Annotated in this window: 21 protein-coding genes; 8 read left to right on the forward strand and 13 right to left on the reverse strand. The window is 71.2% G+C overall.

The genetic code is table 11. The features are described from left to right. Positions 1–122: 122 nt before the first annotated feature. Together AB0N14_RS11905 and AB0N14_RS11910 are read right to left on the reverse strand one after the other, a co-directional pair. Positions 123–2,738 (reverse strand): ABC transporter permease/substrate binding protein, encoded by a 2,616-nt coding sequence (locus tag AB0N14_RS11905; protein ID WP_366025513.1) that lies wholly within the window; start codon positions 2,736–2,738, stop codon positions 123–125. Then, the gene (locus tag AB0N14_RS11910; RefSeq protein ID WP_366025514.1) at positions 2,731–3,819 is read right to left on the reverse strand and encodes a betaine/proline/choline family ABC transporter ATP-binding protein; all 1,089 of its coding nucleotides are present in this window, start codon (positions 3,817–3,819) and stop codon (positions 2,731–2,733) included. Before AB0N14_RS11910 ends, AB0N14_RS11905 begins: the two co-directional genes overlap by 8 nt. 191 nt (positions 3,820–4,010) lie before the next feature. Between AB0N14_RS11910 and AB0N14_RS11915 the strand changes: the two genes are divergently transcribed. The 4 genes from AB0N14_RS11915 (at position 4,011) to AB0N14_RS11930 (ending at position 8,666) form a co-directional block, all read left to right on the forward strand. After that, positions 4,011–4,949, forward strand: coding sequence for a 5'-3' exonuclease (locus tag AB0N14_RS11915; RefSeq protein WP_366025653.1), 939 nt, complete (start codon positions 4,011–4,013; stop codon positions 4,947–4,949). 112 nt (positions 4,950–5,061) lie between these two features. Beyond that, positions 5,062–5,907, forward strand: coding sequence for a siderophore-interacting protein (locus AB0N14_RS11920; RefSeq protein ID WP_366025515.1), 846 nt, complete (start codon positions 5,062–5,064; stop codon positions 5,905–5,907). A 219-nt stretch (positions 5,908–6,126) separates the two neighbouring features. Further along, entirely contained in the window at positions 6,127–7,683 is a 1,557-nt protein-coding gene (locus AB0N14_RS11925) for an amino acid permease (protein WP_366025516.1), read from the forward strand. Positions 7,684–7,724: 41 nt separating this feature from the next. After that, positions 7,725–8,666: an RluA family pseudouridine synthase gene (locus AB0N14_RS11930; protein WP_366025517.1), complete on the forward strand. Its 942-nt coding sequence runs from the start codon at positions 7,725–7,727 to the stop codon at positions 8,664–8,666. A 4-nt stretch (positions 8,667–8,670) separates the two neighbouring features. Here the strand turns inward: AB0N14_RS11930 and AB0N14_RS11935 are convergent, their stop codons facing one another. The 6 genes from AB0N14_RS11935 to AB0N14_RS11960 all read right to left on the reverse strand — a co-directional run bounded on the left by AB0N14_RS11935 (position 8,671) and on the right by AB0N14_RS11960 (position 14,464). Beyond that, positions 8,671–10,200, reverse strand: a complete 1,530-nt coding sequence (locus AB0N14_RS11935) for a cytochrome P450 (protein ID WP_366025518.1) — start codon at positions 10,198–10,200, stop codon at positions 8,671–8,673. A 182-nt stretch (positions 10,201–10,382) separates the two neighbouring features. Next, positions 10,383–11,003 (reverse strand): ATP/GTP-binding protein, encoded by a 621-nt coding sequence (locus AB0N14_RS11940; RefSeq protein ID WP_366025519.1) that lies wholly within the window; start codon positions 11,001–11,003, stop codon positions 10,383–10,385. Further along, complete coding sequence (locus AB0N14_RS11945; protein WP_366025520.1) at positions 10,984–11,403, reverse strand: DUF742 domain-containing protein; 420 nt, start codon at positions 11,401–11,403, stop codon at positions 10,984–10,986. Before AB0N14_RS11945 ends, AB0N14_RS11940 begins: the two co-directional genes overlap by 20 nt. Continuing rightward, a complete protein-coding gene (locus AB0N14_RS11950) occupies positions 11,400–11,807 on the reverse strand; it encodes a roadblock/LC7 domain-containing protein (protein WP_200421319.1) in 408 nt (135 codons plus the stop codon). Before AB0N14_RS11950 ends, AB0N14_RS11945 begins: the two co-directional genes overlap by 4 nt. Continuing rightward, positions 11,804–13,429, reverse strand: coding sequence for an ATP-binding protein (locus AB0N14_RS11955; protein WP_366025521.1), 1,626 nt, complete (start codon positions 13,427–13,429; stop codon positions 11,804–11,806). The genes AB0N14_RS11950 and AB0N14_RS11955 overlap by 4 nt, the downstream gene beginning before the upstream one ends. A gap of 408 nt (positions 13,430–13,837) precedes the next feature. Further along, entirely contained in the window at positions 13,838–14,464 is a 627-nt protein-coding gene (locus tag AB0N14_RS11960) for a helix-turn-helix domain-containing protein (RefSeq protein WP_366025522.1), read from the reverse strand. A gap of 192 nt (positions 14,465–14,656) precedes the next feature. On the opposite strand from AB0N14_RS11960, the gene AB0N14_RS11965 reads away from it, so the two are divergent. From AB0N14_RS11965 to atzF, 4 genes are all read left to right on the forward strand, one after another. Beyond that, positions 14,657–15,481, forward strand: a complete 825-nt coding sequence (locus tag AB0N14_RS11965; protein ID WP_366025523.1) for an urea amidolyase associated protein UAAP1 — start codon at positions 14,657–14,659, stop codon at positions 15,479–15,481. Continuing rightward, positions 15,478–16,095 (forward strand): urea amidolyase associated protein UAAP2, encoded by a 618-nt coding sequence (locus AB0N14_RS11970; protein ID WP_366025524.1) that lies wholly within the window; start codon positions 15,478–15,480, stop codon positions 16,093–16,095. The genes AB0N14_RS11965 and AB0N14_RS11970 overlap by 4 nt, the downstream gene beginning before the upstream one ends. After that, positions 16,092–19,613: a 5-oxoprolinase/urea amidolyase family protein gene (locus tag AB0N14_RS11975; RefSeq protein ID WP_366025525.1), complete on the forward strand. Its 3,522-nt coding sequence runs from the start codon at positions 16,092–16,094 to the stop codon at positions 19,611–19,613. Before AB0N14_RS11970 ends, AB0N14_RS11975 begins: the two co-directional genes overlap by 4 nt. Before the next feature lie 65 nt (positions 19,614–19,678). Next, positions 19,679–21,331, forward strand: coding sequence for an allophanate hydrolase (gene atzF / locus AB0N14_RS11980; RefSeq protein WP_366025526.1), 1,653 nt, complete (start codon positions 19,679–19,681; stop codon positions 21,329–21,331). Between the two features lie 94 nt (positions 21,332–21,425). On the opposite strand, the gene AB0N14_RS11985 is transcribed toward atzF, so the two are convergent. From AB0N14_RS11985 to AB0N14_RS12005, 5 genes are all read right to left on the reverse strand, one after another. Then, positions 21,426–24,278, reverse strand: coding sequence for a DEAD/DEAH box helicase (locus AB0N14_RS11985; protein WP_366025654.1), 2,853 nt, complete (start codon positions 24,276–24,278; stop codon positions 21,426–21,428). 111 nt (positions 24,279–24,389) lie between these two features. Beyond that, positions 24,390–25,340, reverse strand: coding sequence for a twin-arginine translocase subunit TatC (tatC, locus tag AB0N14_RS11990; protein ID WP_366025527.1), 951 nt, complete (start codon positions 25,338–25,340; stop codon positions 24,390–24,392). Positions 25,341–25,387: 47 nt separating this feature from the next. Continuing rightward, positions 25,388–25,669, reverse strand: coding sequence for a Sec-independent protein translocase subunit TatA (tatA, locus tag AB0N14_RS11995; RefSeq protein ID WP_200421327.1), 282 nt, complete (start codon positions 25,667–25,669; stop codon positions 25,388–25,390). A gap of 465 nt (positions 25,670–26,134) precedes the next feature. After that, on the reverse strand, positions 26,135–26,329 hold the full coding sequence (locus AB0N14_RS12000) for a hypothetical protein (protein WP_200421328.1): 195 nt from the start codon (positions 26,327–26,329) through the stop codon (positions 26,135–26,137). Positions 26,330–26,340: 11 nt separating this feature from the next. After that, a complete protein-coding gene (locus tag AB0N14_RS12005) occupies positions 26,341–26,601 on the reverse strand; it encodes a hypothetical protein (RefSeq protein WP_366025655.1) in 261 nt (86 codons plus the stop codon). Between the last annotated feature and the right edge of the window lie 51 nt (positions 26,602–26,652).

The following is a 26,652-nucleotide window of genomic DNA, read 5'->3' on the forward strand; positions in this document are numbered from 1 at the left end:
TTCTTGTACGGCCTCGTACGGCGCTCGTACGGGAGTACGGAGCCGCCCGGCGCGGTGAGGGCGCCGGGCGGCTCGCGGTCCTGGGAGTGCTCCGGGTGTTCTCCCGGAGCACTACGGGCGGGTCACTGCGGGGTCATCCGCTGCACGATGTCCGGGTGCTGCTGCACCCACGCGGCCACGGCGGCCTCCTCATGGCCCTGGCCGCGGTTCTTGATCGCGCTCTCCAGGCTGCCCAGCTCCGCCTCGCTCATCCTGAAGTTCCTGATCCACTTGGTGAGCTGCGGGTACCGGTCCGGGAACGCCCGGGCGGCGATGGTGCGGATCGTGTTGCCCTCGCCGAACAGCTTCCTGTCGTCCGCCAGCTTGGTGAGCTTGAACTCGCTGTACGCCCAGTGCGGCGACCACAGGACGACGGCGACCGGCTTCTTCTGCGCGTAGGCACGCTTCAGCTCGGCCAGCATCGCGGGCGTGGAGCCGTCGACGACCTGGTACTCCTTGTCGAGGCCGTAGCCGGGCAGGACCTTGGTCTTGAGCAGGTTCATCTCGCCGGTGCCGGGCTCGATGCCGATGATCTTTCCGCCGAAGGTGCTCGCCTTGCCCTTGAGGTCCTCCAGGGACTTCACGTCCTTGACGTAGGAGGGCACGGCGATCTCCAGGGAGGTCGGCTGATACCAGGTGCCCAGGTCCGTGAGCCTGTCCTTCGTCTTGTCCCAGTAGTTCTTCTGGGCGTACGGCAGCCAGGCGTCGAAGTTGAGGTCGAGGTCGCCGCCGGCCAGTCCCGTGTACACCGGGCCGACGTCCATCTGCTTCAGGTTGAGCTGGTAGCCGCGCCGCTGAAGGACGTTCTTCCACAGGTAGGTGACTGCGACGTCCTCGTCCCAGGGGAACCAGGCGACGTTCAGCGGCCGCTTGGCCTCAGCCGGCCCGCCGGCCGTGGACTTCTGCACCGGGGCGAGCTTGTCGACGACGCCCGGGTTCTTCTTCAGCCAGGCCCGCACGGCGTCCTGCTGCCTGCCCTTCCCGGCCTTGTTGATCTCGGCTTCCAGGCCGGTGACCTGCTTCTCGTCCATCTTGAAGTTCTTCAGCCAGGTCCCGACGACCGGGTTGTCCTGGGCGAATCCCTTGCGGGCGAGCGTGTGCACAGAGTCGCCCTTGCCCCAGGCGCCCTTGGGGTCCTTGAGCTTCTTCAGGGCGTAGTCGTTGTAGGCCCAGTGCGGCGACCAGAGCGTGACGACGAGCGGCTTCTTCTGCTCGTAGGCGCGCTTGAGCTCGGCCAGCATCGCGGGCGTGGAGCTGTCGACGACCTGGTACTCCTTGTCCAGGCCGTACTTCTTGAGGACCGTGCTCTTGAGCAGGCTCATCTCACCGGCGCTGGACTCGATGCCGGTGATCTTCCCGCCGAAGGTGGCGGCCTTGCCCTTGAGGTCCTCCAGCGAGTCGATGCCCTTCATGTAGGAGGGCACGGTCAGCTCCAGCGACGTCGGGCCGTACCAGGAGCCCAGGTCGTCGAGCCGGCTGCCGTACTTCTTCCAGTACTGCTGGTGCGTGGTGGGCAGCCAGGAGTCGGTCTCGAAGTCGATGTCGCCCTGCGCGAGCGAGGTGTAGAGCGGACCGGCGTCGAACTGTTTGACGTCGACCTGGAAGCCGCGCCGCTCCAGGACCTCCTTCCACAGGAACGTGGAGGCGACGCCCTCGTCCCAGGGGATGTAGCCGATGGTGATCTTCTTGCCCTGGCCGACGTTCTGCGCATCGGCGGCGGTGGCGGACTTGCCGCCGCCCGCGAAGACGCCCATGCCGCCGGCGACCAGCGCGAGCACCACCACGCCGATCACGGCCACGGCGGGCCGGGGCCGGTAGGACCAGATCTTCAAGGCCTGCGCGGCGCGCAGCCGGGCGGCGGCGCGGCGGCCCAGCGGGGAGACCTGGGTGCCGAGGGCGCTGGTCATGCGGTCCAGGTAGATCGCCAGGATGACGATGGCGACACCGGCCTCGGAGCCGAGGCCCACGTCGAGCTGGCCGATGGCCTCGTTGACGTCGCCGCCGAGGCCGCCGGTGCCGACCATGCCGGCGATGGCCGCCATGGACAGACCCAGCATGATCACCTGGTTGACGCCGGCCATGACGGTCGGCAGGGCGAGCGGGAGCTGGACGCGCAGCAGCGTGTCGCGCGGGGTGGTGCCGAACGCCTCCGCGGCCTCCACCAGCTCCTTGTCGACCTGGCGGATGCCCAGCTCGGTCATGCGGACGCCGGGTGCGAGGGCGAAGATCAGGGTGGCCACGATGCCGGCGGGCGCACCGGTGCCGAAGAACAGGATCGCCGGGATGAGGTAGATCATCGCGGGCAGCGTCTGCATGAAGTCGAGCACCGGCCGCACGAGGCCGCCGACCCGGCTGGAGCGGGCCGCCCAGATGCCGACGGGCACGGAGACGACGAGCGCGATGAGCGTCGCCACGAGGACGAGCGACAGGGTCACCATCGCGTCGCCCCACAGCTGAAGGGAGTCGATGAAGGCGAAGCCGGCGAAGGCGAGGACACCGGCGGCCGTGCCGCGCAGCCAGAACGCGATCACCGCGAAGATGCCCGCGAGCAGCAACGGCTCGGGGGCCTGCAGGACGGCGTTGATGCCGTCGAAGGCGCCCAGGAAGACGGTCTTGCAGAAGTCGAACAGCCACGCCATGTGGTGCAGCAGCCAGTCGACGAGGGAGTTGACCCAGTCGCCGAACGGGATCCTAGGCACGGGCGACCACCTTCCCGCCGTGGGCGTCGCGCCTGTCGTCGCAGGGGGCGGGGTCGGCGGCCTCGTTGCCGAGGAAGCCCACCAGCCGCTCCTGCGGTACGACACCGATGAGCCGGTTGCCCTCGTCGACCACTGCGACGGGATGGGAGAGCCGGGCGCTGATCGCGCACAGCTCGGCGAACGGCGTGTCGGGGGTCGCGGTCTCACAGCCGCAGCCCGGGTCGTCGCCGGTGACGGTGGTGTCCATGACCGCGCCGGCGGTGAGCACCCGGGAGCGGTCGACGTCCTGGGTGAAGGAGGCGACGTAGTCGTCGGCGGGCCGGACCAGGATCTCCTCGGCGGTGCCGATCTGCACGATGCGGCCGTCCCGCATCACGGCGATGCGGTCGCCGAGGCGCATGGCCTCGTTGAGGTCGTGCGTGATGAAGACGATGGTCTTCTTCAGGGTCTGCTGCAGCTGCAGCAGCTGGTCCTGCATGTCGCGGCGGATCAGCGGGTCGAGCGCGCTGAACGACTCGTCCATCAGCAGCAGGTCGGCGTCCGTGGCGAGCGCCCGGGCCAGGCCCACGCGCTGCTGCATACCGCCCGACAGCTCGTCGGGCCACGACTTCTCCCAGCCGGCCAGGCCGCACAGGGCGAGCGCCTCGTCGGCGCGCTTCAGGCGCTCGGCGCGGGGCACGCCTTGGACTTCCAGGCCGTACGCGGCGTTCTCGCGGACGCTGCGGTGCGGGAAGAGCGCGAAGTGCTGGAAGACCATGCTGATCTTCCGTGCGCGGACCGCGCGCAGCTCACGGGGGCCGAGGGCGGTGAGGTCCTGGCCGTCGAAACGGACGTGTCCGGCGGTCGGCTCGAGCAGGCCGTTGAGCATGCGCAGCAGCGTGGACTTGCCGGATCCGGACAGGCCCATGACGACGAAGATCTGGCCCGGCTCCACCTTGAAGGACGCGTCGATCACAGCCGCGGTGGACCCGTCGGCGCGTAGTTCCTCACGGTCGGCCCCCTGCCGGAGCCGTTCCACCGCCCGATCCGGTCGTCTGCCGAACACCTTGTACAGGTGCTCGGTCTCAAGCCTGGAAGACACAGGTACCTCTCGTCTCGAAGCCTCCGAGCCGCTGCAAACGTTGAAACTGCAACTGGCATCGCTTCGAAGCGCCCCTGCCCCCGGTCGCCAAGGCCAAACGCAGGGGTGGCCCAGTTCACAAGGCGTTTACTTCTGCCACGTATGTGCACGGCACGCCCACGGAAGGGGCATTGTCGGCGCCGTACGGCATGATGCGGAACGTGACGCAGAGAACTCGACGGCTCATGCTCCTCGACACCGCCTCGCTGTACTTCCGCGCCTACTACGGCGTGCCGGAGTCCGTGAAGGCCCCCGACGGCACGCCCGTGAACGCCGTACGCGGGCTGCTCGACTTCATCGACCGCCTGGTGAAGGACCACCACCCCGACGACCTGGTGGCCTGCATGGACGCGGACTGGCGCCCGCACTGGCGGGTGGAGCTGATCCCCTCCTACAAGGCGCACCGCGTGGCCGAGGCCCACGAGGCGGAACCGGACGTGGAGGAGGTGCCGGACACGCTGTCCCCGCAGGTGCCGGTGATCGAGGACGTCCTGGACGCGCTGGGCATCGCGCGCGTGGGCGTCGCGGGGTACGAGGCGGACGACGTGATCGGCACCTTCACGGCGCGCGCCAAGGGTCCGGTCGACATCGTCACCGGCGACCGCGACCTGTACCAGCTGGTCGACGACGCGCGCGGGGTGCGGGTGCTGTACCCGGTCAAGGGCGTCGGCACGCTGCAGCTCACCGGCGAGGCGACGCTGCGCGAGAAGTACGGCGTGGACGGGCGGGGTTACGCGGACCTGGCGCTGCTGCGGGGCGACCCCAGCGACGGGCTGCCGGGTGTCGCGGGCATCGGCGAGAAGACGGCCGCGAAGCTGCTCGCCGAGTTCGGCGACCTGGCCGGGATCATGGCCGCGGTCGACGACCCGGCGTCGAAGCTCACACCGGCCCAGCGCAGGCGGCTCACCGAGGCACGGCCGTATGTCGCCCTCGCGCCCTCGGTCGTCCGGGTCGCCGAGGACGTACCGCTGCCGGAGGTCGACACGGCGCTGCCGCGCACACCGCGCGACCCGGCCGCGCTGGACGTCCTTGAGGCCCGCTGGGGTCTGGGCGGCTCACTGCGGCGGCTGCTCACCACGCTCGGGGCGTGACGGTTCCGGGAGGAAGTGTCATCCCGTTCTCAGGGGAGAGTCGGGAATGAGGTGTTGACTGGCGGGAGATGCTAACTTAGGTGAACCTAACTCAGGGAACCGGGAGGCCGTCATGGCAGAGCGCCCCGCAGGCAAGGCGCGCAGGGCCCACACCGCGCAGGTCGTCCGCACGCAGCGGCTGACCCCGCACATGCAGCGGGTGGTGCTCGGCGGCGAGGGGCTCGCCGGCTTCGCGGCGGGCGGCTGCACCGACCACTATGTGAAGCTGCTCTTCCCCCCTGCCGAGGGCATCACCTATCCGGAACCCTTCGACCTGCAGCGCATCCGCGAGGAGTTGCCGCGCGAGCAGTGGCCCGTGACACGGACGTACACCGTGCGCGCCTGGAATCCGGATCACCGCGAGCTGACCCTGGACTTCGTGATCCACGGCGACGAGGGGCTCGCCGGGCCGTGGGCATTGCGGGTGCAGCCGGGCGAGACCGTGCGGTTCTTGGGGCCGGGCGGTGCCTACGCACCGGACGCGAGCGCCGACTGGCATCTGCTCGCCGGTGACGAGAGCGCGCTGCCCGCGATCGCGGCGACCCTGGAGGCACTGCCGGACGGCGCCCGGGCGCACGCGTTCGTGGAGGTCGCCGGCCCCGAGGAGGAGCAGAAGATCGACTCCGATGTGGAGGTGGTCTGGCTGCACCGCGGGAACCGGCCGGTCGGCGCGGCGCTGATCGAGGCCGTACGGGCGCTTGAGTTCCCCGAGGGCCGGCCGCACGCGTTCGTGCACGGCGAGGCCGGTTTCGTGAAGGAACTGCGCCGGCTGCTGCGCGTCGAGCACCGGGTCCCGCGCGAGGACCTCTCCATCTCTGGCTACTGGCGACTCGGGCACAACGAGGACGGCTGGCAGGCGTCGAAGCGGGAGTGGAACGCGCGTATGGAGGCGGAGCAGGAGGGTGCCTCCGCCGCGTAGGACACCGCGGCCGGACACTCAAGGCGGCGGCACTCCGGATGCCCGGGGTGCCGCCGCTTTGTCGTGCGGTGCTCTCACGAGGGCGTGAGGACTTGGGTCCGGCCCCGACACCGCGGCGTGACGCCGGTGAAACAGGTGCTCCCTACGTTCGGTCGCCCGACAGCAATTTCTGTCGCCCGACAGGAACTCTCGCGCGCAGTGCGAAAGCAGGTTGCCGCCATGACGAGCACCGCCCCCGCCGACGTCCGCCCCGACCCTCCGGGCCCCGAGGGAGCCGCCGACCTGGCGCGCTTCGGCTACCGCCAGGAACTGCACCGCAGCCTGGGCCGGTACGCCTCCTTCGCGGCCGGGTTCTCCTTCATCTCCGTCCTGACGACCGTCTTCCAGTTCTTCGCGTTCGGGTACGCGTTCGGCGGGCCCGTCTTCTTCTGGACCTGGCCCGTGGTGATGGCGGGCCAGGTGCTGGTGGCCGCGTGCTTCGCCGAGCTGGCCGCCCGCTACCCGATCTCCGGCGCCATCTACCAGTGGTCCTCGCGCCTGTCGAACGCCACCTTCGGCTGGTTCGCCGGCTGGATCATGGTGATCGGGCAGGTGGTCGTGGTCGCCGCGGCTGCGCTGGCGCTGCAGATGGTGATGCCGCCGCTGTGGTCCGGCTTCCAGCTGGTGGGCGGCGACCCGTCGCCCACCTCGCCCACCGGCGCGGCGAACGCGGCGGTCCTCGGCGTCGTCCTGCTGGCGCTCACCACGCTCGTGAACGTCGTCGACAACCGGGTGATGTCCGCGGTCAACCGCATCGGGGTCACCGCCGAGATCATCGGCGCCTGCCTGATCGTCGTGCTGCTGCTCACCCATTCCCGGCGCTCCCCCGGCATCACCTTCCACACCGGCTCCGGCACGGGCGGACTGCTCGGGGCGCTGCTCGTCGGGTCGTTCACGGCGGCGTACGTGATGATCGGGTTCGACAGCGCCGGCGAGATGAGCGAGGAGACCCACAACCCGCGCCGCACCGCGCCGCGCACCATCCTGACCGCGCTCGGCGCGGCGGGCCTGCTCGGCGGGCTCATCGTCCTCGGCGGCATTCTCGCCGCACCGAGCCTGACGGACGGCCGGCTCGGTACCGACGGTCTCAGCTACGTCCTGACCAGCAGCCTCGGCGACGGGGTGGGCCGGGTGCTGCTCGCCGACGTCGTGGTGGCGATCGCGGTGGCGACGCTGGCGATCCAGACGGCGGCCTGCCGGATGCTGTTCTCCATGGCCCGCGACGGCCGGCTGCCGTTCGCGCGGCGGCTCGCACGGGTCAACCCGCGCACGGGCATGCCGAGCGCGCCCGCCCTGGTGGTCGGTGTCCTCGCCGCCGCCCTCCTGCTGCTCAACTTCGCCTCTCCGGACGCCTTCCTGGCGATCGGCACCACCTGCATCGTGATGCTGTACCTGGCCTACGCGATGGTGACGGGCCCCCTGCTGCTACGGCGCCTGCGCGGCGGCTTCCCGGCCGGCGGCACGGACGAGGAGGGGGCCCCGCTGTTCTCGCTGGGCCGCTGGGGCATCCCGGTGAACGCCCTCGCCCTCCTCTACGGCCTCCTGATGACCGTCAACCTGGCCTGGCCCCGAGCCGCCGTGTACGACCCCGCGGGCGGGCACTGGTACTTCCGGTGGTTCACGCTGCTGTTCCTCGCGGCGACGGTCGCCGCCGGCGCCGCCTACCGGGCGTACCGGAGGCGGACCCACGCTTCCGCTCCCGTACCGGAGGCGGCGGTGCAGGAGGCGACCGCCTAGGCCTTCGCACCCCCTCCGGCCGCCTCGTACGCTGGAGCCCCATGAGACGCCGACCCCGTACCCCGCCCTCTCCCCTGCCGCAGCGCCGCGGGGTGGATCCCGTGCGGGTGCGGTTGCCGTTCGACGGGGGATGGGCCACCGTGCGCGAGCATCTCGTGGCGCGGCTCGCGGCCGGGGACGGGGTGATCGACGGGATGCTCGCGGCGGGGCTCGTCGTCGGGGCGGACGGGCGGCCCGTCGCCCCGGACGCGGCGTATGTGCCGGGCATGTATGTGTGGTTCCACCGTGCGTTGCCCGACGAGCCGCGTGTGCCGTATCCGGTCGACGTGGTGTACCGGGACGAGCACATCGCCGTCGCCGACAAGCCGCACTTCCTGGCCACCACCCCGCGCGGCAGTCATGTCGCCGAGACCGCGCTCGCCGGGCTCCGGCGCGACCTGGGCATCCCGACGCTGACCGCCGCGCACCGGCTGGACCGGCTCACCGCCGGGCTGGTGCTGTTCACCGTGCGGCCCGAGGAGCGCGGCACCTATCAGTCGCTGTTCCGGGACCGCCGCGTCACCAAGGAGTACGAGGCCGTCGCCCCGTACGACCCCGAGGTCGCCCTGCCCCGTACCGTGCGCAGCCGGATCGTGAAGGAGCGCGGGGTGATGACGGCCCGGGAGGTGCCGGGCGAGCCCAACGCGGTCAGCCGGATCGAGCTGCTGGAGCACCGCGCCGGGCTCGGGCGCTACCGGCTGCTGCCGTACACCGGACAGACCCACCAGCTGCGCGTGCACATGAACGCGCTGGGCCTGCCGATCCTCGGAGATCCGCTGTATCCGGTGGTGGACGCCCCCGCGCCGGCCGGTGACTTCCGGCGCCCGCTGCAACTGCTGGCGCGGGTGCTGGAGTTCACCGACCCGGTCACGGGGCGCGCTCACCGCTTCGTCAGCGAGCGGGTGCTCAAGGCCTGGTCCTCCTACGAGGCGTGGGCGGGGTAGCGGCTCAGCGGCTCCGCCACCAGCGCAGCACGCGGCGCCACAGTCCCGGCCGGGGCCGCGGCTCGGCGGCCGGCTCGGAGGGCGCCGGCGGGGCGGCCGGCGGGGCGGCCGGCGGCGGGGGCGGAGCCGGCAGCGGGTCCGGGGCGGCAGTGGCGCTCCCGGCAGCGGACGCCGTCGTGATCTCCCAGTCGGTGCGCTGCGCGGGCGCCGGCCGCAGCGACGGCTGCTGCGTCACGTCCTGCGGCGGCTTCGGCTGGAACCGCACCGGCAGCTGCACCAGGTGCCGCGACGCGATGGACGCGGTCCAGTTCAACTCCTCCTCGTGGCAGTCGAGTTCCAGGTCGGGCAGCCGCGTCAGCAGGGCGTCGATGCCGGTGTCGGCGATGGCACGCCCGATGTCCTGGCCGGGGCACTCGTGCGGGCCGCCGCCGAAGGCGAGGTGGGAGCGGTTGCCCTGCATGTTGGCCGAGAGGTCGGGCCGCACCCGGGGGTCGACGTTGCCGGGCGCGATGGCGAAGAGCAGTCCGTCACCCTTGCGGATGCGCTGCCCGCCCAGTTCCGTGTCCTGCTTGGCGAAGTAGCCGAGGATGCTGCTGAACGGCGGCTCGTCCCACAGGGACTGCTCGACCGCCTCGGGCACCGTCATCTGGCCGCCCCTGAGCTGCGCCCGGAAGCGCGGATCGGTGAGGATCATCCGCAGCACGTTGGCGAGGAGGTTGGCGGTGGCCTCGTAGGCGGCGATCAGGACCACCCGCAGGTGCTCCCTGATCTCGTCGTCGGTGAGCCGGGCCGGGTGGTTGATGAGGTGGGTGGTGAAGTCGTCGTCGGGATCGGTCCTGCGGCGGGCGACGAGCCGGCCGAGGGCGTCCACGATGTACTGATTGCTGGCGATCGCGGTCTCGGTGCCCTTGAGCATGTCGCGGGCGGCGTGCACGATCCGGTCGCTGTACTCCTCGCCCATGCCGAGCACCTCGCACATCACCGCCATCGGGAGGTGGTCGGCGAACTGGCCGACGAGGTCTGCCCGGCCCTGTTCGCAGAAGCGGTTGACGAGGTACTGCGTCGCGCGGTTGATGAACCGGCGCAGGCCCCGGTAGTCGATGGTCGACATGGCGCCGGTGACCGCGCCGCGCAGCCGCAGGTGCTCGTCGCCCTCGGCGTACGAGCAGATGGGCTGCCAGGCGAAGTGCGGCGTCAGCGGGTGGTCGGGCTTGACCTCGCCGCTCACCAGCGGAGCCCAGATGCGGCTGTCGCGGGTGAAGTGCGCGGGGCTGCGCACCATGTGCAGGTTCTCCGCGTGCCCCAGCACCACCCAGATCGGCACGTCGTCGTGGAGCAGCGCGGGCGCCACGGGGCCGTGTTCGGCGCGGAGTCTCTCGCACAGGGCTCCCAGGTCCTCCGCCTCGGGACCGTAGAGTCGGCGCACTCCGCCGGGGCCGAGGCCGTGGGCCGGACAGCCGGGCGGCGGGACGGCCGAGGAGGCGTCCGTGCCGGTGTGGTCGCTGCCGGTCAGGGAGGGGGATTCAGGCGTCACGATGGTCGCTCCGGAACGTCAGGTCGAACCTGTGTCTTGGGGTCAGGGTGGGGAGGGGAATGGGCACGAGACATGGGGACGGCGACGCGGGCGCTCTCAAGCGGTCGCGATCGCCTTCACGCGGGGGCGCGGGCGCCTTCACGCGGGGCGCGGGCGCCTTCACCCGGCGGCGGCGAGCGTCTTCACGCGGGGGCGCGACGCATCGCCAGGGAGTGCAGGAAGCGCATCAGCGTCATCAGGACCTCGCGGCTGGAGGCCCGGCGCCGGGCGTCACACTCCGTGATCGGGATCTCGATCGGCAGGTCGAGTGCCCCGCGCAGCTCCTCGAGGGGGTAACGGGGCGCGTCGGGAAAGGAGTTGACGGCGATCACGAAGGGCACGCCGCGCTCCTCCAACCGCCCGATGACATCGAAGCTGACCTCGAGGCGGCGGGTGTCGAGCAGGACGACGGCGCCGAGCGCGCCTTCGAACAGGCCGTTCCACAGGAACCAGAAGCGTTCCTGGCCCGGAGTGCCGAACAGGTACAGCACCAGCTGCTCGGTGATGCTGATCCGGCCGAAGTCCATGGCCACGGTGGTGGCCGTCTTGCTGTCGGAGCCGTAGTTGTCGTCGACTCCGATGCCCGCCTGGGTCATGGTCTCCTCGGTCGTCAGCGGCCTGATCTCGCTGACGGAACCGACCATGGTGGTCTTGCCGACCCCGAATCCGCCCACGATGACGATCTTGACCGCGGCCTGCGTGGTGTGCGGCAGGTGGTCCTCGGGGGGCGGCCCCGGGACGGTGTCAAAGCTTTTGAAGTCCATGCATCACCGCTTCGAGGAGGGAACGGTCGGGCACCTCCGCCTGCCGGACGATCGGGGCGCGCGCCTGGACCAGTTCGGCCGCCAGCAGGTCGGTGATCAGCATGGTCACCACACTGAACGGCAGACTGAGGTAGGCCGAGATCTCGGCCACGGACAGGGGGGCCTGGCAGAGCCGGAGCAGCGCCGACTGCTCCGGCGTGGCGGCGGGCGGCGGGTCGGCGCTGGTCACGATCAGGGTGACCAGGTCGATGGGGGCCCGTTCGCCCCCGTCGGCCGCGCCGGCGAGGATGTACAGCCGCTCGGGCTGTTTCCCCTCGCCTTCCGCCGCGCCGCCTTCGGTGACAGGCTCCGGGGGAGGCTGTTCCTGGGGATGGCGCCGGCGCCGTTGCGGAGGAGTCATACGGTCTGCCCGGTCCGTCGCGGCGGACTCGTCAGGTGGTCGCCGATGCGGACGACGAGATCGCGCATGCGGTTGCTCATCAGGCCGGCCTCGGCGACCACGTCGGAGAGCACCGCCAGATAGGCGTTCGGACCGGCCTCCATCATGTAGAAGTAGCCGCCGTCGATCTCGATGATGACCATGCGCATCCGGCCGTCGCTGTCCGGCATCTCGGCCGCGACCGCCCCGGCCAGGCTCTGCAGTCCGGCGCAGGCCGCGGCGACACGGTCGGCGGCGTCCGGGTCGCCGCCGTAGCGGGCGATGCGCAGTCCGTCGGCGGAGAGCACCACGATCTGGTGGATGCCCGGCACGCCGTCGGCGAGTTCCTTCAGCAACCAGTCCAGGTTGCCTCGCTGCTGGATCACTTCGGGTCCCCCTCGTCGTCGGCCTGGGCAGCGGCCGGCTCGTCGGTGCTGGTGGTTGCGTGCGCGTCGTCGTCCGGCGGCCCGGAGGAGAAGGCGTTCGGGTCCGGGTCGGCCTTGAGGCCGGCGAAGAACGCCTCCACCCACATGCCGGGCGGCGGCTCGTCCTTCTTCTTGCGTTCGCGCTCGGGCCTGACGGGCGCGTGGCTCCTGGCCTGGATGGCCTGGGCGGCGGCTTCCGCGGCGGCCGCCTCGGCGATCTGCTGGCTCAGCGGGATCTTCACCCGGCTGCGGCGCTGCGGCAGACCGTTGGCCGTCCACTCGGTGACCACGGGAACGTCGTCCTCCAGGGACAGCCGCTCCCTGACCCGAGGCCCGGTGGTGGGGCGGCGGGGCTTCTCCTTGCGCTTGGGCCCCTCGACGCCGTCGTTGTCCAGGGTCGGAATGGAGGTGATGCCGATGCCGTGGGCCTGCCCGGGGGCGGGGTCGGTGGTCGTCATGTCGTTCGGGACGACGAGGATGGCGCGGACACCGCCGTACGCCGACTTCCGCAGCGAGACCTCCATGTTGAACATGGACGACAGGCGGCCGACGACGGCGAGGCCCAGGCGCGGGGCCTCACCGAGCTGCTGGACGTCCACGCCGGCCTGGGCCTCGGCGAGCATCCTCTCGACCTTGGCGCGGCTCTCCCCGCTGAGGCTGACTCCGCCGTCCTCGATCTCGACGCAGACACCGGTCTGCACCTCGGTGGCGGTGACGTGCACCTTGGTGTTGGGCGGCGAGTAACGCGTGGCGTTGTCGAGGAGTTCGGCGGCGGCGTGGATGATCGGCTCGACCGACTCGCCGCTGATGTTGACCTTGGCGATGGAGTGCAGCTCGATGCGGCGGTACTCCAGGATCCGGCTCATCGCGCCGCGCAGACAGCTGTACAGCGGCACGGGCTGGGGCCACTTGCGGCCGGGGCGGCCGCCGCCGATGACGGCGATGGAGTCGGCGAGGCGGCCGATGAGCGCGTTGCCGTGGTCGAGGCGCAGCAGGTCGTCGAAGACCTCGGGGGTCAGGCCGTGGTCCTCCTCCATCTCCCGCAGCTCGTTGGCCTGCTGGTGGACGATGGCCTGGACGCGGCGGGCGATGTGGACGAAGGCGCGCAGCGCGGAGTCGCGCCGCGCGATCTCACGGTCGATGACCTGCAGCACGGTTTTCAGCAACCGGCGCTGCGCGTCGGGGATCCCGCGGAACTCCGGGGTGCCGTCGACGAGCTGGGTCAGCACCTGTCCGGGCGAGATGGCTTCGCGCAGCTTGGCGACCGCCCTGGGCACGATCTCGGTGCGGAGGTAGTCGAGGTCGTCGTTCTGCGAGGCGATCCGCCGCTCCAGGAAGGTGGTGCGCTCCGCGCACTCGGCGCGCAGCGCACGCAGGGCGCGTTCACGGTGGACCGTCACGGCCGCGACGGCGGTCACCAGGACCGTGGCGATGGCCCCGCACCAGCCGACGGCGGTCCGGGCCGGCCCGGTGAGCACGGCGACGGCGGCCCCCGTCGCCGCGCACATCAGTATGAACGGCATCAACAGCGCGCGTGCGTAGGGAAGTTCGCGGCCACCGGGAGGCGATTGAACACTCACCATGTATGCCCTCTGAGACGGAATCGGCTGGATCGGGGGATGCTTACGAGGAAAAGACGGGTAGGTACCGGATCGAAACGGGGTGACAACTGGATCTTCGGTATGTTTGGGAACAGGCGCACGAATACCCCTCAACTCGGTGCGCCGCGGGCGAGCTTAGTCCGACCGGATCATCGCCATGTCATATTCGGCAAGCACCTGAAATGCCCATCGCGGCAGGAGTACGCTCGGCATTTTTCATACGGTGTGCTGCGATTCGAACACGCATCGTCACCACGTACGGGCAGGCGAGACGGCTCCCCCGCGTAGGTGAATCCCCCCCTGCGATGCAGTGGACTTGATGACCTGAGACCGAGACCCCGAGACCTCGAGGCCCTGAGGCCCTGAGGCCCTGAGGCCCTGAGGAAAGCCTCAGATTCCGGCGATGCGCAGCGCCGCGTCCGCCGTGGCCTCCGCGAAGACGGACACCGGGCGGTCCGGGTCGGAGCGGTGGACCAGGATGACGCCCTCGATGAGCCCGAAGACCAGATCCGTCCGCAGATCCAGCTCACCCTTGGCGAGGCCGGAGCCCGCACGGGTGGCCGCGATCAACTGCCGGTAGGAGTCCCTGAGTTCCGCGCGCACCGCGTGGAAGCCGGCGAACCGCTCGGAGCGCACCTCGGGCAGCAGGTAGAGACCGCCCAGGTTGTGCGGGCCGCCGCACAGCAGCTCGACGTCGGTGCGGCACAGCTCCCACAACCGGTCCTCGGCCGGGGCGGTGTCGTCGGCGAGCAGGTCGCGCGCACAGGACAGCGAGGGCGTGACGGTGGACTCCAGCAGCTCGGCGAGCAGTTCCTCCTTGCCGGACACGTAGTGGTACATGGAGGCCTGCCGCATCCCGGCCCGCTCGGCCACGGCGCGCGTGGTGGTGGCGGCATACCCGCGGGTGGTGAACAACTCGGCGGCGGCCGTGAGGAGCTCGTCGCGCGGCGACAGTCCGCTGTCGGGCCGCCGCTCCGCCCGCGGCCTGCCGACCCGCCGCCCACCGCCGGTTCCCATGCGGTCGATCCTCGCACATGACGCCGTACGGCGATCTCGGCGCGGTGCGACGACAGCACCGCCCGGTGCCCGCCGTGAGGGACCGGAAACCAACCCGCAACGCCCGGGACACGGCGGCGACCCGGCCCCCGCCTAATTTCTGTCGGGCGACAGAAATCACCGCAGCAGTCACCCGACCCCGGAGGTCCCGCGATGGCGACAGCGACCACCTACGGAGCACGCGACCACGCCCGGGCACAGGAGGGCGCCCGTGCCGAGGCCATGCCCGTCGTGCCGGCGAGCGCCTGGCCCGCGCCGCCCTGCGAGGCGGGCCACCTGGTGTGGGCGGAGACCGTGGCGGGCGGCAACTACACGCACCGGGTGCTGGCCCGCGGCACCGAGCTGCGCCTGACGGATCTGCGCGGCGACGCCTGCGCCCATCTGCTGCTGTTCGTCGCCGACCGCCCGTGGGAGCGGCTGAACGTGGCCGACACGGTCAAGGTGCAGTGGAACGCGTACCTCGGTGAGGGGCAGCTGCTCCTGTCCGACCAGGGCCGCGTCCTCGCGTCGGTCGTCGCCGACACCTCCGGGCGGCACGACGCCCTGTGCGGCACCTCCACGCTCGCCCGCAACACCGAGCGCTACGGGGACGGCACCCCGCAGTCCGCGTCCCCCGCCGGACGCGAGTTGTTCAAGCCGGCCGCCGCGAAGAACGGGCTGGAGCCGCGCGACCTGCCGCCGTCGCTGTCGTTCTTCCAGGGCGTGGAGATCCGCGAGGACGGCGCCCTCGACTTCACGGGCTCCGTCGGCCCCGGCGGCAGCGTCACCCTGCGCGCCGAGCAGGACGTCACGGTACTCATCGCCAACGTCCCCCACCCGGTCGACCCGCGCCCGGACTACGTGTGCACCCCGCTGGAGGTCCTCGCCTGGCGCTCGGAGGCGACCCGACCCGGCGACCAGCTGTGGGAGGCCACCCCCGAGGGCCGCCGTGCCTTCCTGAACACCGCCGAATTCCTCGCCGCGAGGGGGCTCGCATGAAGAACGTGAAAACCGTCGTTCCGGCCCGTGCCGCCTGGTCGTCCGTCGTACGCACCGGCGAGACGCTGACCGTCACCGACCTGTACGGCAACCAGGCCGTCGACTTCCTCGTCTACGACGCACACGACACGTCCGTGCGCTACAGCGCCCCCGACACGATCCAGGCGCAGGGCACCATCTTCCTGACCACGGGCAGTGTGCTGCTGTCCAACGAGCACACCCCGCTGATGACGGTCGTCGCGGACGACGTGGGCCGCCACGACACGGTCGGCGGCGCCTGCTCCAAGGAGTCGAACACCCTCCGGTACGGCCACCACACCTGGTCGCAGCACGCCTGCGTGGACAACTTCCTCGCGGAGGGCGCCAAGTACGGCCTCGGCAAGCGCGACCTGGTGTCCAACATCAACTGGTACATGAACGTACCCGTCGAGAAGGACGGCACCCTCGGCATCGTCGACGGCATCTCGGCCCCCGGCCTCTCGCTGACCCTGCGGGCGGAGCGGGACGTCCTCGTGCTCGTCTCCAACTGCCCCCAGATCAACAACCCGTGCAACGGCTTCGAGCCGACGGCGGTGGAGATGACGATCGGAGCCGACCGGGGGGACACCGCATGAGCTTCGGCACGCTGCTGGTCGCGAACCGGGGCGAGATAGCCGTCCGGATCCTGCGCACGGCCCGCGAGCTCGGCCTGCGCACGGTCGCGGTGTACTCCGACGCGGACCGCTCGGCACCCCACGTCCGTCTCGCCGACCAGGCGGTACGGCTGGGTCCGGCGCCCGCGAAGGAGTCCTACCTCGATCCGGACCTGGTCCTGAAGGCCGCCAAGGACACGGGCGCTGGTGCGATCCATCCCGGCTACGGCTTCCTGTCCGAGGACGCGGCGTTCGCGCGCCGCTGCGAGGACGCCGGGATCGTGTTCGTGGGACCGACCCCCGGACAGCTGGAGCTGTTCGGCACCAAGCACACCGCGCGGGCGGCGGCCCAGGCGGCGGGAGTCCCGCTGGCACCGGGCACGAGCCTGCTCGCCTCCCTGGCGGAGGCGCTGGACCAGGCCGAGGTGATCGGCTATCCGGTGATGCTCAAGGCCACCGGTGGGGGCGGCGGCATCGGTATGTCGGCTTGCCGATCCGCCGACGAACTGACCGAGGAGTGGGAACGGGTGCAGCGGGTCGCCGCCGCCTCCTTCTCCACGGCCGGCGTCTTCCTGGAGCGGCTCGTCGAGCACGCCCGCCATGTCGAGGTGCAGATCTTCGGGGACGGCGCGGGGAAGGTCGTCGCCTTCGGCGACCGCGACTGCTCCCTCCAGCGCCGCAACCAGAAGGTCGTGGAGGAGGCACCGGCGCCGGGACTCCCGCCCCACATACGGCGGCAACTGACCGACTCCGCCCGCGACCTGTGCGCCTCCGTCGGCTACCGGTCCGCCGGCACCGTCGAGTTCGTGTACGACGCGGCCCGCGAGGAGGCGTACTTCCTGGAGGTCAACACCCGCCTCCAGGTCGAGCACCCGGTCACCGAGGAGATATACGGCGTCGACCTGGTCGCCTGGATGCTGCGCCTGGCGCGCGGCGACCACGGCGTCGTACGGGACCCGGGCCCGCCCCGCGGCCACGCAGTCGAGGCCCGCCTCTATGCCGAGGACCCCTCCCGCGACCACCGGCCCGGCGCCGGACTGCTCACCCGGGTCGAGTTCCCGCAGGGCGTGCGCGTGGACGGCTGGATCGAGACGGGTACGGAGGTCACCACCTCCTACGACCCCCTGCTCGCCAAGGTCATCGCCTACGGTCCGGACCGGGAGCACGCGCTGCGGCGGCTGGACGAGGCCCTGGCCCGCACCCGGGTCGACGGCATCGAGACCAACCTGGGCCAGATCCGGGCGGCCCTCGCGGCCGATGCCTTCCGGTCGGCCACGCACTCCACGGCGACCCTCGCCACCGTCACGGACCCGACCCCGCGTATCGAGGTCGTGTCGGCCGGAACCCTCACCACCGTGCAGGACTGGCCGGGCCGCACCGGCTACTGGCAGGTCGGCGTGCCCCCGTGCGGCCCGATGGACGACCTCTCCTTCCGGCTCGGCAACCGGGCGCTCGGCAACCCGCAGGGCGCGCCCGGCCTGGAGTGCACGCGCCAAGGGCCGACGCTGCGCTTCACCCATGCCACCACCGTGTGCGTCACGGGCGCCCCGGCACCGGTCACGGTGGACGGTGCGCCGGTCGCGCAGTGGGAGCCGGTGACGGTGCCGGTGGGCGCGGTCCTGGAGATCGGGGCGCCGTCCGAACACGGGCTGCGGACCTACGTCCTGTTCGCGGGCGGCGGCCTGGACGTGCCCGCCTTCCTCGGCAGCGCGGCCACCTTCACACTGGGCCGGTTCGGCGGCCACGGCGGCCGGGCGCTGCGCACGGGAGACGTCCTGCACGGCGGCACGGTGACGACGGGCTCCCCGGTGCCGGCCGCCGACCGCCCGGCCTTCACCTCGTCGTGGCTGCTGGGAGCCCTGGAAGGCCCCCACGCGGCACCGGAGTTCCTCACCGAGGACGACATCCACGACTTCTACGGCGCCGAGTGGAAGGTCCACTTCAACTCGGCCCGCACCGGAGTACGCCTGGTCGGCCCAAAGCCGCGCTGGGCCCGCCCGGACGGCGGCGAGGCGGGCCTGCACCCGTCCAACATCCACGACACGCCGTACTCGGTCGGCGCCGTCGACTACACGGGCGACATGCCGGTCCTGCTCGGCCCGGACGGCCCGTCGCTCGGCGGCTTCGTCTGCCCGGCGACCGTGCCCACCCGGGAACGCTGGAAGCTCGGCCAGCTGCGCCCGGGCGACACCGTCCGCTTCGCACCGCTGGCCGACGACGGCACGCCCCGGCCCGCCATCGTGGACGGCGGCGTACTGGCCCGGGACGGCGACGTGACGTACCGGCGCAGCGGCGACGACAACCTGCTGGTCGAGTTCGGGCCCATGCAGCTGGACCTGGCGCTGCGGATGCGGGTGCACGCGCTGATGGAGGCGGTGTCGCAGGCGTGCCTGGAAGGAGTCACCGACCTCACCCCCGGTATCCGCTCCCTCCAGATCCAGACCGACCCGCGCCGGCTCGCCCAACCCGAACTGCTCGCGTTCGTCAGGGAGATGGTCGCGTCCCTGCCTCCCACCGACGAACTGGTCGTCCCCTCCCGCACGGTCCACCTCCCCCTGTCCTGGGACGACCCGGCCACCCGTGAGGCCATCGCCCGCTACATGGCGGGCGTCCGCGACGACGCGCCCTGGTGCCCTTGGAACATCGAGTTCATCCGCCGCGTCAACGGCCTGCAATCGGTGGAGGACGTCCACCGCACGGTCTTCGACGCCGAGTACCTGGTCCTGGGCCTGGGCGACGTCTACCTGGGCGCCCCGGTGGCCACACCGCTGGACCCGCGCCACCGCCTGGTGACCACGAAGTACAACCCGGCCCGCACCTGGACCGCCGAGAACTCGGTCGGCATCGGCGGCGCCTACCTGTGCGTGTACGGCATGGAGGGCCCCGGCGGCTACCAGTTCGTGGGCCGGACGACACAGGTCTGGTCGGGATGGCAGCAGCGGGGCGCCTTCGAGCCGGGCTCCCCGTGGCTGCTCCGCTTCTTCGACCGCATCAAGTGGTACCCGGTGAGCGCGGAGGAACTGCTCGAACTCCGCGCGGACATCGTCTCGGGCCGCTTCGTGCCGCGTATCGAGGAGGGCGTGTTCTCCTTGGCGGAGTACGAGGCGTTCCTCACGGGGAACGCCGCGGCGATCGCCGAGTTCAGGTCGCGTCAGCAGGCCGCCTTCGCCGCGGAACGCGCCGCCTGGGAGGCGTCGGGCGAGTTCACCCGAGCGGAGACGGCGGCCGCACCAGCGCCGCGGTCCGAGGTGACGGTTCCGCCGGGTGGCCGGCTCGTGGAGGCCGACTTCGCCGCGTCCGTGTGGCAGGTGAACGTGGAGCCGGGCGACGAGGTGACGGCAGGACAGCCCCTGCTGGCCCTGGAGGCGATGAAGATGGAGTCGAGGGTGCACGCGCCGATGCCGGGCGTGGTGACGGAGGTCCTCACCAAGCCGGGCGCCCAGGTGGAAGCGGGAGCCCCCTTGGTGGTCCTCGGCCCCCTGCAGCCGACGGCAACGTAAAGGAGCCCGGTGGTGTGTACCCACCGGCGGCAGGCCGACGAACCCGCACCAGCCCAGGAGCACAGATGTCCACCCTGACCCGAGTCCGCCAGGCATACGCCCGCATCCAAGCCGCCAACCGCCCCGAAATCTGGATCGACCTCCGCCCCCAGGAAGCGGTGGAAGCCGAAGCGAGCGCCATGGACGCCCGAGTGGCCGCAGGCGAACACCTCCCCTTGGCCGGCAGGCTCTTCGCGGCGAAGGGCAACATCGACGTCAAGGGCCTGCCCACCACAGCAGGCTGCCCGGCCTACGCGTACGCACCCGAAGAGGACGCCCCGGCCGTGGCACGCCTGCGCGAAGCCGGCGCCATAGTGATCGGCACAACGAACCTGGACCAGTTCGCAACCGGTCTGGTGGGGACGCGCTCCCCCTACGGCGCTGTCCGCAATGCCTACGATCCGGCGAGGATCAGCGGCGGCTCCAGTTCCGGCTCAGCCGTAGCGGTAGCGCTGGGCATCGTCGACTTCGCCCTGGGCACCGACACCGCGGGCTCGGGCCGCGTCCCGGCCGCCTTCAACGGCATCGTCGGTCTGAAGCCCACCCGCGGCCTCGTCCCCACGTCCGGTGTCGTCCCCGCCTGCGCCTCGATCGACTGCGTGACGGTGTTCGCCCGTACGCTCCCGCAGGCCGAGCAGGCCCTGGCCCACATGGCCTCCCCGCCCGACCGCGCGCTCCCGCCGCTCCCCCAGCGGGCTCCGGGTCCGTGGCGCATCGCGGTGCCACCGCTCGCCGACCTCGGCGAACTGGACGAGGGCTGGGCGGAGGCCTACGACGCCGCGGTCGGCCGGCTCGCCGACGCGGGCGCCGAGGTGCGCAACATCGACCTGGCTCCCTTCACGGAGGCGGCCGCGATGCTGTACGAGGGCGCGTTCGTGGCGGAGCGCTATACGGCGATCGGGAGCTTTGTCGACAAGTTGATCGCCGAGGGTGGTGCGGGCCTGGACCCGACGGTCGCCGGCATCCTCACCCGTGCCCGCGACATCCCGGCCCACCAGCTCTTCACCGACCAGGTCCGACTGGCCGCCCTGCGGGCCCGCGCCCTGGCGGAGCTGGCCGACGCGGACGCCCTGTTGCTGCCCACCGCGCCCGGGCACCCCACCCTCGCCGAGGTCGCCGCGGACCCACTGGGCGCCAACGCCCGCCTGGGCCGCTTCACCAACTCCACGAACCTGTTCGACCTGGCGGCGGTGGCCGTCCCGGCGGGCGAGGTGAACGGACTGCCGTTCGGCGTGATGCTGATCGGCCCGGCGTTCACGGACGAACGGCTGGCCCGGATCGCCCGAGTGCTGGAACCGGAGACGTACGTGGCCGTGGTGGGCGCACACCTGTCGGGCCAGCCCCTGAACCCCCAACTCCTCGCACTGGGCGCCCGGCTGGACCATGCGACGACCACAGCCCCCGTCTACCGCCTGCACGCCCTGCGCACCGACCCGCCGAAGCCGGGCCTGGTGCACGTCGGCGAGGGCGGAGCGGCGATCGAGACGGAGGTCTGGCGCCTTCCGGCAGAAGGCCTGGGGCGCCTGCTCGCCACCCTGCCCCGCCCGATGGCACTGGGCAGCGTGGAACTGGCCGACGGAACGCACGTACCGGGTTTCCTGTGCGAACCGAGCGCGCTGGCAGGCGCCGATGACATCACTGCGTACGGCAGCTGGCGGACGTATGTGGACCGAGCGTAGGGCGACGGGGTCAACGGGCGCGGGGCTGTGACACTGTGCGGCTCCGAGGCGTGAGCGCGACCAGCCACAGCGAACCCGCACCCGCCAGACAACCTCACCCCACCGACGAGTAGGCCACCACACCCCGCAGCAACTGATCAACTGCCTTCCGCGCAGCCTTGGCCACTGTCGAGCCCTCCACAGGAGAAGCCGCCGCGATCTGCCCCAGGACGTCGATCACCTGCTTGCACCACCGCACGAAGTCACCGGCCGGCATCTCCGCCTCGTTCAGGACCTCGTCCAGGCCCTTCCCACTGGCCCACATGTACGCGGCCCAGGCGAACCCGAGGTCGGGTTCGCGCTGGCCGACGCCCTCGGTCTGGTTGATGCGGAACTCCTCCTCCAGGGCGTCCAGACGGCCCCAGATCCGCACCATCTCGCCGAGCGCGGCCTTGGCCTTGCCCGAGGGCAGCTTCGGCGCCAGCGCGTCGTCGCCGACCCGGGCCTCGTACACCAACGCGGAGACGCACGCGGCGAGTTCGGCCGGGGCGAGCCCCTCCCAGACACCGGCGCGCAGGCATTCGCTGGCCAGCAGGTCGAGTTCGCCGTAGAGCCGGGCGAGCCGCTTGCCGTGCTCGGTCACCTCGTTGCCGCGCAGGTAGTCCAGTTCCGTCAGCAGAGCCACGATCCGGTCAAACGTGCGCGCGATCGTGTTCGTGCGGCCTTCGATGCGATGCTCCAGCTGCTTGGTGTCGCGCAGCAGCCGGTGGTAGCGCTCGGCCCAACGGGCGTGGTCCTCACGGTCGTTGCACCCGTGGCAGGGGTGGGCGCGGAGCGCGGCGCGCAGCCGGGCGATCTCGCGGTCGTCGGCCGCCTGGGAGCGCCGCTTGCGTTGCCGCTCCGGCGGGATGTGCCCGGCCTTGGTGCGCAGCGCGGAGGCGAGGTCCCGGCGGGACTGCGGGGAGCGCGGGTTGAAGGACTTGGGGATCCGCATCCGCTCCAGCGGTTCGACGGGCACCGGGAAGTCCACCGCGGCCAGCCGCTTGACCTGCCGTTCGGCGGTGAGGACGAGCGGGCGCGGGCCGTCCTGGTACTCCAGGCCCCGGTGGCCGTTGGAGCGGCCGGCGGGCAGACCGGGGTCGAGGACCAGGGCCAGGCCCGCGTACTTGCCGGTGGGGACGTGGATGACGTCGCCGGGCTTGAGCTTCTCCAGGGCGACGGCGGCCTCCGCGCGGCGCTGGGCGGCGCCCTGCCGGGCCAGTTCGGTCTCGCGGTCCTTGAGCTGGCGGCGCAGCCGGGCGTACTCCTCGAAGTCGCCGAGGTGGCAGGTCATGGCCTGCTTGTAGCCCTCGAGGCCCTCTTCGTTGCGCTGCACCTGGCGGGAGATGCCGACGACCGACTTGTCGGCCTGGAACTGCGCGAAGGAGGTCTCGAGGAGTTCGCGGGAGCGGTGCCTGCCGAACTGTTCGACCAGGTTGACGGCCATGTTGTACGACGGCTTGAAGCTGGAGCGCAGCGGGTAGGTGCGCGTCCCGGCGAGGCCCGCGAGGTGCTCCGGGCTCATGCCGCGCTGCCACAGCACCACCGCGTGGCCCTCGACGTCGATGCCGCGGCGGCCGGCGCGGCCGGTGAGCTGGGTGTACTCGCCGGGGGTGATGTCGGCGTGCTGTTCGCCGTTCCACTTGACGAGCTTTTCCAGCACCACGGAGCGGGCGGGCATGTTGATGCCGAGCGCGAGGGTCTCGGTGGCGAACACGGCCTTCACCAGGCCGCGGACGAACAGTTCTTCGACGACCTCCTTGAACGTCGGCAGCATGCCCGCGTGGTGGGCCGCTATGCCGCGCTCGAGGCCTTCCAGCCACTCGTAGTAGCCGAGGACGTGCAGGTCCTCGGGAGGGATGGAGGCCGTGCGCTCCTCGACGAGGGCGCGCACCTGTTCCCGCGATTCCTCGTCGTTGAGCCTGAGGCCGGCGTAGAGGCACTGCTGGACGGCGGCCTCGCAGGCGGCGCGGCTGAAGATGAACGTGATCGCGGGCAGCAGGCCCTCGGCGTCGAGCCGCTCGATGACCTCGGGCCGGCTCGGTGTCCACACCCGGGCGCGCTGTCTGCGCTCCCGCTCGCGGTCGGCCTCGCGCATGGCGCGGCCCCGCCTGCGGTCCTGGAACATGGGGCGGCTGGCCTCCATGCGGGCCAGGCGCGTGAGGTCGGGGTTGACGGCCTTCCGGTGTCCCTCGCCCTCCTCGAACAGGTCGTACATCCGGCGGCCGGCCAGCACGTGCTGGAACAGCGGCACGGGCCGGTGCTCGGAGACGATCACCTCCGTGTCGCCGCGGACGGTGTCCAGCCAGTCGCCGAACTCCTCCGCGTTGGACACGGTCGCCGACAGCGACACCAGCGTCACCGACTCGGGGAGGTGGATGATCACCTCCTCCCAGACGGCCCCGCGGAAGCGGTCGGAGAGGTAGTGCACCTCGTCCATGACGACATAGCCCAGGCCGAGGAGGGTCTGCGAGCCCGCGTACAGCATGTTCCGCAGGACCTCGGTGGTCATCACGACGATCGGCGCGTCGGAGTTGACGCTGTTGTCGCCGGTGAGGAGGCCGACCTTCTGTGTGCCGTAGCGGCGGCACAGGTCGTTGTACTTCTGGTTCGACAGCGCCTTGATGGGTGTCGTGTAGAAGCACTTCTTGCCCTGTCGGAGGGCGAGGTGGACGGCGAACTCGCCGACGATCGTCTTGCCGGAGCCGGTGGGCGCGGCCACCAGCACGCCCTTTCCGGCCTCGAGCGACTCACAGGCCTCGATCTGGAAGGGGTCGAGGCCGAAGTCGTACATCTCGCGGAAGGAGGCGAGCGCGGTGGCCTGCTCGGCAGCGCGCCTACGGGCTGCCGCGTACCGCTCGGCCGGGGAGAGGTCCTCTGTCATCGTGCTTTCGAGCGTACCGGGAGCCACTGACAACAGGACGATCATTATGCGGATCACGGACGCGGACCGGGGCGCGGACGGCCGTGGGGCCCCGCCGATGTCCTCGGCGGGGCCCCACGGCCGTCGATCAGCACCTCACATGCCGCGTCCCCGCGGTCACGTCACGTCGTCATACCCGTTGACCCGGTCCGTGCTCGGCGCCTGGGGCAGTGCCCGGCTCGCGGTGACGCTCTCGACCTCGTCGATGTCCTCGGGCGTGAGATCCAGTTCGGAGGCCTCGTCGTCGGCGGGTCCCTCCGCTTCGCGCCGCTGCTTGCGCCGGTCGTTGAGCAGCGAGAAGGCGACCGCGCCGAAGTACAGCACCCAGATCGGCCCGGCCAGCGCCAGCATGGAGAGGGGGTCGGTGCTGGGGGTGGCCACGGCCGCGAAGACCGTGATGCCCAGGATCATGGCGCGCCACCAGCCGAGCATGCGCGTGCCGCTGAGCACCCCGGTGAGGTTGAGCATGATCAGCAGCAGGGGCAGCTCGAAGGACAGCCCGAAGACGACCACCATGCGCGTGACGAGCTGCAGCAGGTCGTCCAGCGGCAGCAGGTTGTCGACGCCGGACGGCGTGAAGTCGATCAGCACCTTCGCGGTGGTGGGCAGCACCTTGTAGGCGAAGAACCCGCCGCCGAGGAAGAGCGGGACACCGGTGCCGACGAACCCGTAGGCGTACTTCTTCTCGTGCCGGTGCAGACCCGGCGCGACGAACGCCCACAACTGGTAGAGCCAGACCGGTGAGGCGAACACCACACCGGCCATCAGCGAGACCTGCAGGGCCAGGGTGAAGGGCGCGAGCAGACCGTTGATCGTGATCCGCGCACACTGCTGGTTGTGGCTCGAGGTCCTCGCCAGTTCCTCGAAGCTCTTCCCGCACCCGACCGAGTCGAGGATCGGCTTGGTGAGGAAGTTGATGATGTCGTTGTAGAAGAAGGCGGCGACGACCGTGACCACGATGATGGCCAGCATGGCCTTGGCGAGCCGGTTGCGCAGTTCACGCAGGTGCTCCGCGAGTGGCATCCGCCCCTCGGGGTCCCTCTCCTGTTTGCGGGCAGACTTGAGCAACCCACATCCTCATCTCGTGCAGTGGACCGGGAACTCCGGTCCTCCCGTCAGCGCTGGGTGGTGTCCGTCGGCTCGTTGACCGGGCGGGCGCTGGTCACGTCGCCGGGAGCGGCCTGGATGGTGCGCTGGGCCGGGGGCTGCTCGTCGTTCGGCGGGCCGGCCGGCGCGGAGGACTTGCCCTCCTCCTTCATCGCCTTGGCCTCGCTCTTCAGGATGCGCGCGGACTTGCCGAGGGAGCGCGCCATGTCCGGAAGCTTCTTCGCGCCGAACAGCAGGATGATGACGACGAGGATGAGAATGATCTCGGGGGCTCCGAGCCTTCCGAACATAAGTCTTTACCTTCTCACCGAGGCGGCATTGGGTGGGGGTGCTGTTCGATCAGTCGGACAAATGTCCGACAACCGTGCAGCGATCGTAACGCTCAGGGGTGAACGTGAGGCAATCCCTGTGCGTACTCCCGGTCTGCGGACCGCGCCTCGTTCTCCGGCCGCGACCAGCAGCGTACCTGTACGCGGTGGGAAGTAGACAGGGCGAAGTGCCTCATTGCGCCTCTTGCGGCCCCCTCTTACCCGATCCACGGGACACCGTCGCGGTACGGCGTGCGGCGGAGCAGGGCACGCGCCGGAGTACCGGCGTCAGGCGGATCGCCGTCGTGAAGGCGGATCGCCGTCGTGAAGGCGGATCGCCGTCGTGAAGGCGGATCGCCGTCGTGAAGGCGGATCGCCGTCGTGAAGCGGATTGAGGGCGTGAGGCGGATTGCCGAGCTGCGGCGGGATTGCCGAGCTGCGGCGGATTCATATCCGGTCCGCGGCCCGCGCCGCGCCCACGGCCGCCCGCTCCAGGTCCTCCGCGGCGCGGTTGATCCGGCGCGCCGAGTCGGCGACCTGCCGCCCGAGGCGCTGGGCCTCCAGGAAGACCCGGACGGCGAACACACCCAGAACGGCGAGCCCCAGGAACCCCAGGGCGATCGCGAGCATCGGCCAGAACATGACGTAAGAGCCTAGAGGGTCGAGTGCAGCCGCAGGGTCCGCACCCCGCCGCCGGTGAGCAGTTCGACGATGCGCTCCCCGGCCGGCTTGCGGACGGACGCGCCGCACTCGGGGCACGTGAAGGAGTAGAAGGTGGTCTTGCTGGTGGCGCCGACGGCGAGCCGCAGGGCGCTCGCGCCCAGCTCGAAACGGGCCCGGCAGTCCGGGCAGCCGGCCCGGAACACCACGTCGGCCACCCGCCTCATCCCGGCGAACGCCGTCCGCACCGACATCTCCGCGGCCCCCGGCGCCTGCGGCGCACCGGCCGACGCTTCCGACTGCTC

Source organism: Streptomyces sp. NPDC051104 (assembly GCF_040682835.1).
In the GTDB taxonomy this organism is placed as follows: domain Bacteria; phylum Actinomycetota; class Actinomycetes; order Streptomycetales; family Streptomycetaceae; genus Streptomyces; species Streptomyces cynarae.

Excerpts from the sequence above, each read along its gene's own strand:
- AB0N14_RS11915 (WP_366025653.1), top strand. The coding sequence starts at position 4,011 with ATGCGGAACGTGACGCAGAGAACTCGACGGCTCATGCTCCTCGACACC.
- AB0N14_RS11920 (WP_366025515.1), top strand. The coding sequence starts at position 5,062 with ATGGCAGAGCGCCCCGCAGGCAAGGCGCGCAGGGCCCACACCGCGCAG.
- AB0N14_RS11925 (WP_366025516.1), top strand. The coding sequence starts at position 6,127 with ATGACGAGCACCGCCCCCGCCGACGTCCGCCCCGACCCTCCGGGCCCC.
- AB0N14_RS11930 (WP_366025517.1), top strand. The coding sequence starts at position 7,725 with ATGAGACGCCGACCCCGTACCCCGCCCTCTCCCCTGCCGCAGCGCCGC.
- AB0N14_RS11940 (WP_366025519.1), bottom strand. The coding sequence starts at position 11,003 with ATGGACTTCAAAAGCTTTGACACCGTCCCGGGGCCGCCCCCCGAGGAC.
- AB0N14_RS11945 (WP_366025520.1), bottom strand. The coding sequence starts at position 11,403 with ATGACTCCTCCGCAACGGCGCCGGCGCCATCCCCAGGAACAGCCTCCC.
- AB0N14_RS11955 (WP_366025521.1), bottom strand. The coding sequence starts at position 13,429 with ATGGTGAGTGTTCAATCGCCTCCCGGTGGCCGCGAACTTCCCTACGCA.
- AB0N14_RS11960 (WP_366025522.1), bottom strand. The coding sequence starts at position 14,464 with ATGGGAACCGGCGGTGGGCGGCGGGTCGGCAGGCCGCGGGCGGAGCGG.
- AB0N14_RS11965 (WP_366025523.1), top strand. The coding sequence starts at position 14,657 with ATGGCGACAGCGACCACCTACGGAGCACGCGACCACGCCCGGGCACAG.
- AB0N14_RS11970 (WP_366025524.1), top strand. The coding sequence starts at position 15,478 with ATGAAGAACGTGAAAACCGTCGTTCCGGCCCGTGCCGCCTGGTCGTCC.
- AB0N14_RS11975 (WP_366025525.1), top strand. The coding sequence starts at position 16,092 with ATGAGCTTCGGCACGCTGCTGGTCGCGAACCGGGGCGAGATAGCCGTC.
- atzF (WP_366025526.1), top strand. The coding sequence starts at position 19,679 with ATGTCCACCCTGACCCGAGTCCGCCAGGCATACGCCCGCATCCAAGCC.
- AB0N14_RS11985 (WP_366025654.1), bottom strand. The coding sequence starts at position 24,278 with ATGATCGTCCTGTTGTCAGTGGCTCCCGGTACGCTCGAAAGCACGATG.
- tatA (WP_200421327.1), bottom strand. The coding sequence starts at position 25,669 with ATGTTCGGAAGGCTCGGAGCCCCCGAGATCATTCTCATCCTCGTCGTC.
- AB0N14_RS12000 (WP_200421328.1), bottom strand. The coding sequence starts at position 26,329 with ATGTTCTGGCCGATGCTCGCGATCGCCCTGGGGTTCCTGGGGCTCGCC.
- AB0N14_RS12005 (WP_366025655.1), bottom strand. The coding sequence starts at position 26,601 with ATGTCGGTGCGGACGGCGTTCGCCGGGATGAGGCGGGTGGCCGACGTG.